An 11,657-nucleotide genomic window follows, 5' to 3' on the forward strand; every position below is an offset into this window, starting at 1 on the left:
TTTTGCTTTCCTAGTGCCGTTTGAAGTTCGAGGTTTCAACTGCCTTCAATAGGGTTGAGGAATATGCGCCTTCTAAGTTGATCCGATCTGTTTCTGCCCACCTTTACCATCGGACCAAATCTCGTTGGTATTGGAGGCGGTGAAGGAGGGTTGGCCCTAAGCGGTAATCCGACTTGCTCGGAACGGGTGCCTAACAGCCAGTTTTTCCTCCAGGCATCGACCGAAACGGCATCGACCGGAACGGCATCGTCGGCCAGGTTCGCCGCGCTCGATCCCACTCCCACACTGCCGGTAGCGCTTCTCATCATCCTGCCCGCAGCATAAAAGGCCCCTGCACTGGCGAGCCCGACACCGACGCTCGCGATACCGAGCCACTGAGCCACATCAAAGCTTGTCTGGTTATTCGTGATCGTGCCGTGGACCTGGGCTGCCGTGCCGGCCACAGCCAGTGCGGCTGATACACCCGCAGCCACTGCCTTACCGATGGCCAACGCCGCCGCCGTTTTTGCGGCCGTTACTGCCGTGGCCGTTAAAGCGGCCGCAGCTCCTTTCCAAGCGGCTACCGCCGCCAACGTTGCTTTACCGAACGTCACAATCGCTACAGCGGTCATGACAACGGCAATGCCTACCCACAACCATTTCAGCCAGCCCCCGTCTCCCTGTTTGATCTCTTCTGGCTGGCTTTGCGGCGTGATGTCTTCATCGGGGCGCCGCAGGCGACCACTGAAGCCAATCGCTTCATGCCCGGTCGGGTCACGGAACGCGATGGGGTTGCCTCGGGCGTAGGCGTAGCAGTTGAGGCCGCCAACCCCGAATGGGCTGAGCGAATCGGGGCTGAGGAAGCAGCGCAACTCAGGGTCGTAGGCGCGGTAGCCGCTGCCCAGCAGGTAACGGCCACTCAGTGGGTCGAGGGCTTCGCCATTAAAGCCCATGGCGCTGCTCACCGGTGTGTCGCTGTAGCGTTCGCCATAGGCGCTGTAGCGCATGCTGCGTAGCGAACCGTGCTGGCCTTCAGCAACCACACTGGCGTTATCCGCCGCGTGAAGCAGCAGCGTCTGGCTAGCGTCATCGAGGGTTTGTTGGCCGACGGGTTGATCATCCAGATCCAGGTATTGAGTGCGCAAGGCTCCGCGGACCGCCAGCGTCAAACGGTGGTTCTGGTACACCAGCACGCTGTCGGCCCCACTGCCGTCGGTGCTGCCAAGCAGGCGGTTATGGGCGTCGTACCGGTATTGGCCAGTGCCGGCGGCCCGCACAAGCGACTGCAGACGGTTCTGGCTGTCATAGCGCAATGTACAACCGTACTGGTCAAGCACCATGTTGCCGTTGCGGTCGTACTTGAAGGTCGGATGGGGGCTGCTGCGTGCAGGGGTGTAAACAATGCTGCGCAACTGGCAAGGGTCATCGTCGGCATAAACGTACTGCGCACGCTCACGGGCAGATCCATCGGCGAACTGGCTGGTGACCATGCTGAGGCTTTCGTAGTTGTTGTAGCTGAAGGTTTGTTGCGTGATCGCCCGGCCCTGGCTATCGCGGGGCAGTTCGATACCTGCACAGTGGTGGTTGAGTAATTGGCCAAGGGCGGTGTAGGTGAATGTTTCCTTCAGCAGGGTAATGGCCCCCTGGTAGAGGTGACGTTCCTTGAGCAGTCCATCGAGATCCCACAGTTGTGTCTGGATGCGCTCAGGGTGGCCGCTCTGTTGCCAGGATCGTTTGATCTCGCGGTCCTGGTCGTCAAATTCGATGACCGTGACCACCGTGGTCCCGTTGTCCGAGTCGTTGCTGGTGATCATTTCAAGCCGCGCCAGTGAGTCATACTGCAGGTTCACGTCGAGCTTGCGCTGCTGCATTCCCCGAGGCAGGCCGTTGTCGTGAAAGTGATAGAGCGTTTCCAGGCCGCTGGCTTCGACGGTGCGTTGCGGGCGACCCTGCAACGAGGGATGGTGTTCAGTTTTCAAAGGCGCATGGCCGCTGACTTGCAAGTGTTCTTCGAGCAAGTGGCCATGGGCGTTGTATTGGTAGTCGCAACAGCCGTGGGCACCGCTGGCGCGTGTCAGTCGTGCCCCGATGGGGTCATAGTCGAAGACTGCGTTTTCCTCCGCGCTGCTGCTTGTGATTGGGTATGTGGTCAAGCTCAGGTCATAGGCGTAGTCGATGCTCTGCCCGGCAGCGTTGCGTTTGCGCCGCGCACGCGATTCACTGCCCTCATAGTGGTAGCGCTCGCTGCGCCAGCCGGTGGTACTGCCCTGCAGTCGGTCAAGGCCGTCGAAGGACTGTGCGCCAACTTGGACGGCCGGCAGTCTGATGTTGCCAGGCTTGACGGTGAGGCCGATGGGCAACTGCGCAGTGGAGTGCTGCGCATAGCGGGTTTCCACGCAGGTGCTGTCGGGCAAAATGCGCTGCAGGGGCCGGTTGAACATGTCGTAGGTAAACCTGGTGGTGTGCCTACGCTCATCGGTTTCGCTCACCAGGCGTCCTAGCCCGTCGTACGTGAAACTGCGTGTGGCCAAGGTCAAGCCTTCGGCATCCTGGCGCAGGATCACATCCGGTTTTTCGAAGCGGTTCATCCAGGTCTCGCTGCGGCTGCTGATCATTGCCGTGGGCCCACTGCCGGCCTGGCGCCAGCGATGAACGATCAGACCGCGGTGCTGGGCGTTGCCCAGCGGGTCCTGGTGTTCATGCTGCTGCACGCCATCTGGCCCGGTTGTACAGCAACGTTGACCCCAGTCGTCGTAGGCGTAGTGCTGGGGCAGGTTCAGGCTGCGCAGGCCCTCCAACCAGTCGATGTGGGTTTCGGTCACTGGCCGGCCTTGGTTGTCGTAGGTTACTGCGAGCGTCGGGTATAGCCGTGGCGCCATGGCCTCATCCACATGGTCACGTTCCTCGCCGCGCACCCTGCCCAGGCCATCGAGCAGGGTCTTGGTGCACACGCCGTGCTCGTCGGTGAACGTCTGGCTGGCCGATTCGCCACTGATCGGCGTCAGTGTGTAGTGGTAATGGCGTGAGGCCTCTGTCGGCAGCCCGGCAGCCACGGTCTCCTTCACCACTCTTTGCAGGCGATCGTAGACGTAGCGGGTTTCGAGACCATCGCTGTCACGCTGCTGCATCACCTGCCCATGGCGCAAGCCATATTGCACGGTGGTGATGGCCTGCGTGCCGTCGTAACCGATACGCAGCTGCTGAACGTTCAGCACAGGCTCGTCGGTGCCTGCACTGCGCTCGAGGCTATAGTGGTACTCGGTAACCGTTTCCAGCCCTTGCAGGTTCTCGATCTTCAGGTATTGGCGACCGTGCAGTGCCCGATCACGCGGGGCATTGACCCACTGGTTACGCAGGTGCGCAAGAGGCGTCTGAGCGCTGGCCTGATCGATCAGGGTTTCACTGCTCACGACATGGTGTGGGTGCTGCAATACTGCCGAGGTGTCAGACGCAGCCAACACGGGCAGCGTCGTGTAACGATAGGTTCGGGTAAGGGTGGCTGCTCCCGGTTGACCCTTGGGTGAAGGGCGCAGGGTTTGTGCCTTGAGGTGACGCACGAACCCTTCAGGATCAGCCGGGTGGCCGTCCTGCTCTGCCGCTGAGTACCATTCATTGCTCTGCTCCGTGCCATCGGCATAGGTATGGATGAGCACATTGCCGTGATTGTCGTACTGGGTGGCGGTCTGTTCGCTACGCCATGGGCGCTCGCCGCTGGTCATCTGCCAGAATCGCTCTTCACTGACGGGCAACTGGCACGTCGGTGGCTGGCTCTTGAATGACGCACCTTCGACCATCCCGTAGGCAGTGACCAGCCGTTGCAGACAGTCGCCCTGAAGCGTCGTTTCATGGGTGAGCAAGTGAAAGCGGTTATAGGTGCGCTCGATACGGCGAACTTCTCTCTCGCCTTCCATGAGTATTTCAACCGAGCTGTAGTCGTAGTCGTCCAGGCGTTGATAAAGGTTGTCACGGCCATCGTCGCTCCAGCTCATATCGCTACCGCCGCCGAGGAAGTTGCGCGGGGTCGGATAGCGGTAGTGAATGTCTGCAGCGGGCTGGTCGAAGTGCGGCTCGATAACGTGACGGGTAACGCGGGGCAACGGCTGGCGACCGCTACCGGTAGGGAATTGATGCCCTCCATCGAGGTAGGACAGGCGTTCAGTAGCCCCGGTAGGCTGAGTCACGCTGGTCATGCACAGGTGTGCAAGCACCTCTTGATAGCCGAACGTCCACCGGGCCTGATCGTCACTGGGGATGACAATCTCCTTTACCCGGCGGTCGTCGGCTTCCAGGTTCATCACGTAACTGGCAAGCGCCTTGCCGTCGCTGCCGGACAGTGGCTGCAATTGCAGTTCGACCTGGTAACCCGTCGGATCACGCAGCACGCGCAGCAGCATGCGGCCATCGCCATCCTGAATGCTTTCCAACAAAGGGTGTTGCCCGGAAAAACGCTGATAGTTGAACGTCAGACGGTGGCCGAGCGGCGAATACTGTGCCACCGGCAAGTAGAGGGAGGCCTGCTGGGTGCCTTGTTCGGTGAGGATCTCCACCAGGCCGGAGCGGTGCACCACCCGCAACCCATCGTCCCCCTCGGGGTAGACATGAAAGTTGTCGATCCGCTGCTCTTCGAGCCGCATTGGGCGGGCGGTGCGGTCGGTGATCTTCAGGCTTTCTCCGGTGCTTAGCGAAAGCACCTGGTTGTGCGGGGTGTACTGCGACAGCTCCAGCGTCCAGCCCATGCCCAGCCCGGAGTCGGTCACGTTGAGCGGTGAATACTGCAAGGTTGGCCTGAATTCTGGGCCAAGCTGGTTGTTGCCGCCCAGCTCGGGCAGCTCGATCTTCAGGCTGTACTGCCCCGTACGCGGGTCAACCCCCCCTTGGATGAAGCTCATGAAATTCAGGGCATTAGAGTGAACGGATGATGTAACGCTCATGACGATTTTCGCTCCCTGTTGCCCCTGGCAGGACGGCTGATCGGGCGTTCAGACACTCGCTTGGACAGAGCCTAGGCGCCGGGGGGGAGGGGCGTCACCTGTCATTTCTATCAGTTTCGCCGAGTGCAATGCCGGACGTATAAAACAGCCAGAACATGACCAATTCAGCGCTTCGGGCGCTAGTGGGGGAATGCATGACGCTACGACCTGACCGGCCCAGCGTGCCGTTACTGGGTACCGGCGATAACCTGGAGCTGAGTAGCTTGGGCGGCGAGCTGCTGGAAACCTTCCTGACCGATCCGGCGCTCAAAGTCGGTGACTGGGTCACCCCTCACTGGCGCGGATGCGCGGCGGACGGCGAAGTGTTGGACATGATCCATCCATTCCGGATCGTGTCCATCGAGCCGCAAGGGGTACGATTCTCCATCGATAACGATCGTCTCCAGCGGCTCTCGGGTGGGTATGTGTTTTATTCCTACCATCCTGGGGATGACGCCCGTCCCGATAATGAGTCATTGCGGGTGTTCTTCAGCATCGACCGTCCGGCGGTTGAAGAGCAAACCCTGGCAGTGGCGCAACTGCGTGAAGCCCATGACTTGGTCATCGACCTGGAACTGATCAGCCAGGACCTGACCGTGGCCGTGCCGCCCTACCAAGCGATGACGGTGGGCGATACGCTGATCTTTGAATGGGTGCCGTATTTCGCTGGCGACCCCCAACCCCCCTACAGCCAGTCTCACTCGGTGACCGAACGGGATATCGGCACGGTCGTAGGCATGACCTTGCCGCGCCAAGAGGTCATGCACTTATTCGACGGCGACCATGCCGAGCTGTCCTACCGCATTCGATACGCCTCGGGGGGTGACAGTGAGTCGCCGGTGCAGCGAGTAGACATCGTAGAGTCGGGGCCGCCGCTCAGCCCGCTGTTGCCCAAGCCGTTGATCGAAGGTCATGACGGCAGCAGCGACCTGGACCCGAGGGCATTGATTGGCGGCTTCACCCTGCTTATCGACGACTATGCCGACCTGCAGCTGGGTGACCAGCTGGTGGTGTACCTGGAGGGGCCAGACTTGAGCTTGAGGGGCTTTCGGGCCGACGTCAGTACGGTTGTCAGCCGCCAGCTTCAAGTGCGGGTTGAGGGCAGTTGGTACAGTGACGAGCTGATCGGAAAGCCGCTTCGGGTAAGTTATCAGGTGGCCCGCTTGGGTGCGGCCTGGCACTCGCAGGTGCTTGAGGTCATGGTGCGCAGGCCGCTCTACCTGCCTTGGCCACTGATCGACACTGTCATACCGGAGAGCGGAGATGAAGCCAACCAGGGGACGGTGACGCCAGAGCAGGTTCGCTGGGGCGCCAGGGTCAGGGTCCCACTGGCTGCCGAAACCAATGACGGTGATATCTGGATGCACTGGGACGGGCACGCCAGCACCGGCAAGGTCATCGTCAAGCAAGCCGACCCTGCGGACCCACGGCTGTTTCATATACCGGCAGCGGCGATTCCCGCCAACCTGGGCAAACGCCTGAACGTGTATTACAGCCTGCACTTGCCGGACCAGGCACCTTATGAATCGTCAGCGTTCGACCTGAAAGTGGCCGACTACGCCACTAGGCGTTTTCCAGTGATCCAGGGTCACCGCGATGAACTGATCGACGGCAAGTTGTCCCTATCGGCGCTCCAGGGCGACGACGCCCATTTCAGCCTTGATGTGTGGCCGTTCATGGCGCCAGGGCAGCGCTTGATCATCAGAGCCGCTGGCGTAGCCAAGGTCGGGGGGGGCGAGCTGGATCATGTGATGCGTAACGCGCAGCCAGTCAGCGACGAGGAATATTACCAAGGCCATGTGACAGCCGAACTGCCCAACGTCTTTTTGCAGCGCCTTGAGCTGAACAGGGTACTGCGCGTCAGCGTGCAGGTCAGCTTCGATGACGGCGAAAGTTACAAGTCTTTTCCTCACTTGGAACCCCAACTGATCGCTTGATCCAGTGTAATTAGCGGAGGCGTCAACCATGAGCAACTCGAAGGCCGCCATTGTCCAATGGATGCGCGTCAAGCACCGACTGTCAGGCTGGGGCAGCATCGCAGTCATGGATCGCGCCAAGCTCAACCAGCTGCTGAGCCAGGAATACATCTCCCGCTTCGGTGGCAACGGCATGCTGCCGCCCATCAATGGCGATGCCTCATTGGTTGGCAACTACAAGGTGTATTTACAGAACTTCATCCTCGACCGACCCAGGCTGTCATTCGAAAACGCCGATTTGAACAGTTCCAAGGCACGCTTGCGCATGACGGTGATCGGTGGCAATCAGGTCAATCTGGAGCGGCGGGGCGACTGGTACATCTACCGCATCGACTGGGTCGATCCTTTGGTGGGGCCGCAACTTAGTCTTGAGTTGGACTTGAACGACGTGCCTGGCAATGTCGCCGAGGATGGCGCAGTGTTCCTGGATTTGCAGCGCAGCGATGACTTCCAGTTGTCGTTTCCTGATCACAATCAGATCCAGCAATTGAGTGCGGATTTCTTCAAGCGAAAGTTTCAAGCCCTTGAACCGGCTCAACGTGTTTGGCAATTAGGGCAAATTATACCAGGGTCGGAGCCGCTGCTTGAACCCGCGTCTTTTCGCCTGCGCACTCAGTCTGCGCCCACCGCCGAGGTTGGCGAACAGGGCGACGGTGCAGTACTGGCATTCGTTCGTATGCACGGCTCCCACGAAGGCAACCTGCCGGGTAATGAGTCCGACTTCAAGTACCTGATCCCGAGTGAGGGGAATTACTCGGCAACGGTGTTGTTCGACAAGCAGCGCTTGATGGTGGCGACCTTGCTGCAGGCGCTGCGGCCTCTGTTGAGTGACGATTCGGTCTTTGCCGTGACACACGATGAGCAGGGTCAAATGGAGTCGGTCAGGGCCATTTCGGGGCACATATCGTTCGAGCGGAAGGAGTTTAGCCGATACGGGGCCTCGTTTTTTGCGATTGAGGGTCAGCGTATCAACTACGAGGTGCACTGGGGCCTGACCATCGACCCAATCGTGCTAAAGGACAACTTCAGTATTTCCTTCATCGGTGAGCGTATGGAATTTAAGTTTGTCTTGAACCCGGTCGGCTTCACCGAAGTGTTGAGTTTACGAGATGACCTGGGTTTTCTTGACGAAGATGACTTCCGCCAGTTCGATGATATGCCGGTAACTTACCCCTCCGAATTAGCGGCTGTTTATCAGATGAATGAAAGCGGTGTGATGGAATTACTGGACTTCAGCCTAACGAGACCCGCCGAGCCGCAGCCGCCGGAAGAGGGGACGGAAATCCCGGCCTCGCTCGCCACTTCAGCGATAAATCGGGACCTGGTGCTGAAACTGATCTTTCTTGAAATGTTAATTGTGACATACCTAGCCGTTCGAGATCCCCTGACTAGCCTGGTCCAGTTAGTCATACGCCCAATCCAGCGCAATTTACAAGCTGATATGCTGGTCGAGCAGACGGCCCGCGAGACGCTACGCACGAAATTCGGCGGTGCGATCATAGCGGACGATGTCGTAATGCCTAAAGACATAGCCTGCTTCGGCAGCATCGCACCCCGCCTAACTACCTTCGAGCTCTCGCCCCTGGAGCCGATCATTTCCGCTAGGGCTACCCAACCACTGACCGTTACGCCATTGACCCCGGGGCTCAATTGGTGCGCAGAACTTGTCTGGGGACAGTCTTCAAGCCCAGGTACGGTGATCGACGGCCTCTTCCAAGCTCCCCCAGTCAGCGCAATCGACGGCGATTTCATCCGCGTGAAAGTGACGGCTACCGATCCGCAGACAGGGTTTGCCGCCTCTGCCTTGATAACGGTGGTGACCAATGTGCTGAGCGTCAGCCCATTGGTTGAGTTGTGTGACGCCGAGGACCGAGTGCCGTTGAGCGCAGCGGGCGCCAGCGGCGCTGACCTGGAGTGGCGGATCCTGGGCGACACGCCTGAAGGCCGCTTGGCCAGCACCACCGCTAGCCACAACACCTACTTCGCCAGGCCCGACAGCTCTACATCCGAGCACCTGATTGAACGTATCGAGGTGTGCGACAAAGAGACCGGTCAGACGCGTCAGATATGCATCGTGACGCGCAGTAGAAGTGGCGCTTCGGTGGTGTTGCAAGCCATGGATCTGGCGAAGGGTACGGCCCAGTTGCAGTTGCAGCTCAACGCCAGCGACCTCGAGGCGGATTGGACGGTGTTGGCCGGCCCAGGTCGCATGGAGCAGAACCTCTACCACGCCGACCCGGCGAGCGCCGAGCGTTTCGCGATCGTCGAGGGGCGCTTCGAGTTTCCACCCTTTGGGGTCTTCACCAACGTCATCGTCCTTGCCTTGCCCTTGTTCGATCACGATCAAGCCTATCGAACGCTGTGCGCCGAGGTGACGGGCGTGGCGGGTTGACAGGTCGCTTGGGCGAACGCTTGCACTTAACGTACCGAATCAGGAGACGCTCATGTCTGGTAATTCATTAGGCGCATTGCTGGCCTGGATGCGTGATAACCCGAACCTCTCTGGGTGGGACTTCATCACTGCGTTTTCGGCCGGCCAACTGAATAGTCTGCTGCAGGCCCACCATGTGCAGCGGTGGTTGACTCACACGGCCATTGATGACCTGACTGGGACTCTGCAGATCGCCAATACCAAACTGACCTACCACTTGTTCGGGTACCGGCTGGGCCCTGCAAGCCTGGTGCCTGGCCAGGCGTCCTGGCAGACGCCGCGCCTGACCCAGGCAGTCGCCATGGAAGGGGGGTTGCTGGTAGCTACGGAGCGTGGCGAAGTGACTGCGCTCAGTGCCCACGATGCCTTGGATGCCTTGGCCCTGCAGTATCGCTTGCCTGTTGCCAGCGACGGCCCACGCCTGAGTGTGGACTTGGCTCAGATCGAGCAGGTGCACTTCGCATTGAGCGATCAGGTGGCAGGCAGTGAGGAGAGCACAGCGTTCATCCGCGCATTGTTCAATGCCCTGCCCGAGAGCAAGCGTGTCAGTACGCTGTTCGACTTCCCCAGTGTGCCTGGCAACCGCTTCCTGGGTGTGCGCCAGCTTGCTCTGCGTACCCATGACAGCAAGGCCGATGGCCAGCTGGCAGTGGTGCTGTTCGCATCGCTTGAACAAGGGCCGACCGGCAGCTTACCTAGCGACCGGTCGAATTTTCCGTTCCTGCTGCCCGACGACCTGCCCGGCGATGTGCCAGCCAATGCCTGCGTGTTGCTGTCCAGGCGCGTCCTGCACCGGGCGGCCTACGCCAATGGCTTGACTGGGATGTTCGATGCTGCCGCGTTCAGCTATACCCACGCGGGCCAGGTATTGACTGAGATGCGGGCGACCTCCGGTGTGCTGCGCGGGGCTCGTAGGCAGGTGCGCACACGTGATTTCATGTTCAACTGCGAAGCATTCGAAGTGCCGGCGGCGGGCGGAATCGAGCCCTTGGGCGCGTTGTTCGACGACGATGGGGTGCAGATGACGTGGCGTTCGCAGTTCGCGCTGAAGTGCTCCTATACCCGGCATGACTCGCAGTATCCGCAACTGCTGGCAGTAACCTTTGCGTTCACCATGTCGCACCGCTTCGACCTGTGCCTGGCGACCCCGGCCGAGGACGCCGGTGGGCTATTGCTGGGCTATTTCCACTGGCCCTTGGGTGTTATCGGCGAAGTCACCCCAGTATCGGGCATGCCCACCTTGCCGGCAGCTGAGGTGGCGCAAATCGAACACGCCGCCGGGTTGGTCCTCAAGCAGGCCATACTCGAAGGGCTTTCACGCAACCTGACGGCCTATGTTCCAGAGCAGTTGTTGGCCACCGCCTTGCTGCCCGGGGGCACGTCGTTGTTCGTGGAGCACGCCGAGTACCCCCATGGACTGGCGGCCTTCGTCAAGGCACAAGGCGCCGACGCTTTTCGCTTGATCGACGAGAATGTCCACTTGGCGGCAGGTGCATCCCATGTGTTTCGCGTCTATCCCCCACAGGTCGGTGTGCGTTGGAGCGTTGCAATCTTGCCGGGCGAGCGGGGCGAGCCCGGCAGAATCGACCCGACCACCGGTGTCTACACGGCGCCGCCACGGCATGCGATTGACGAGAATGGGGTGAAGATAAGGATAACCGTCACTCAACCCTCCACCGCAATACAGCAGGTTGGCTTGATCACCGTGTTGCCTCACGCACTGACCGTCAATCCGTTGATCCAGGTGTGTTGGTCGGAAGATCAGGTGGAGTTGTCGGCCGGGACCACCGGCGAGCAGCTTGAGTGGCAAATTATCAACCCGCGTCCAGGCAGCGGTACCTTGGACGTCGTGGAAGGGGCGCCGTTCAAGCGCACCTACATCGCCGGTGCCCAGGTCGCGGACCTGCACTATGTGCTGGACGAGGTACAAGTGCGCGACGTGACCAGCGGGCAGGAGCGCTCACTGCATGTGCTGGTCCGGCAAAAACCATCGAGCCTCACCCTGACGTGTACGCCACTGGCTGCCGGGCGTCGGCAGTTCACTGCGATGTTCAATGGGCAGCCCATGGCCGACGTGAATTGGCGCGTGGCCCTCGGACCGGGCCATTTCGTGCAGCGTGGCCGTTATGAGCCAGGCTCGAACGATGGTGAGCGTTTCCTGCTGGTGTTCGCCGACCTGGACTCCCCCTTCGGTCTTTTGGAAGGGCACCTGATCGTGGTGCTCGATGAGCGTTGGCCGGACGCGGTATGGGTCGGGTCCGAAACCACAACGCACTCAGACATAGATCCACGAGGATAGAT

4 protein-coding genes are annotated in these 11,657 nt (G+C 60.3%); 3 read left to right on the plus strand and 1 reads right to left on the minus strand.

What is annotated here, in order from left to right; translation table 11 throughout:
• Positions 1 to 35: 35 nt before the first annotated feature.
• Entirely contained in the window at positions 36 to 4,910 is a 4,875-nt protein-coding gene (locus NMB38_RS06450; protein WP_494354925.1) for an RHS repeat-associated core domain-containing protein, read from the minus strand.
• 194 nt (positions 4,911 to 5,104) lie between these two features.
• Between NMB38_RS06450 and NMB38_RS06455 the strand changes: the two genes are divergently transcribed.
• Genes NMB38_RS06455 through NMB38_RS06465 form a run of 3 tightly spaced genes read left to right on the plus strand, consistent with a single transcriptional unit; the run spans position 5,105 to position 11,655 of the window.
• On the plus strand, positions 5,105 to 6,886 hold the full coding sequence (locus NMB38_RS06455; RefSeq protein WP_281212084.1) for a hypothetical protein: 1,782 nt from the start codon (positions 5,105 to 5,107) through the stop codon (positions 6,884 to 6,886).
• Positions 6,887 to 6,914: 28 nt separating this feature from the next.
• Positions 6,915 to 9,317 (plus strand): hypothetical protein, encoded by a 2,403-nt coding sequence (locus tag NMB38_RS06460; RefSeq protein WP_028687697.1) that lies wholly within the window; start codon positions 6,915 to 6,917, stop codon positions 9,315 to 9,317.
• A gap of 52 nt (positions 9,318 to 9,369) precedes the next feature.
• A complete protein-coding gene (locus tag NMB38_RS06465; RefSeq protein ID WP_059183208.1) occupies positions 9,370 to 11,655 on the plus strand; it encodes a hypothetical protein in 2,286 nt (761 codons plus the stop codon).
• The last annotated feature ends 2 nt before the right edge of the window (positions 11,656 to 11,657 follow it).

The sequence above is a fragment of the Pseudomonas sp. FBCC-B35 genome (assembly GCF_059133755.1).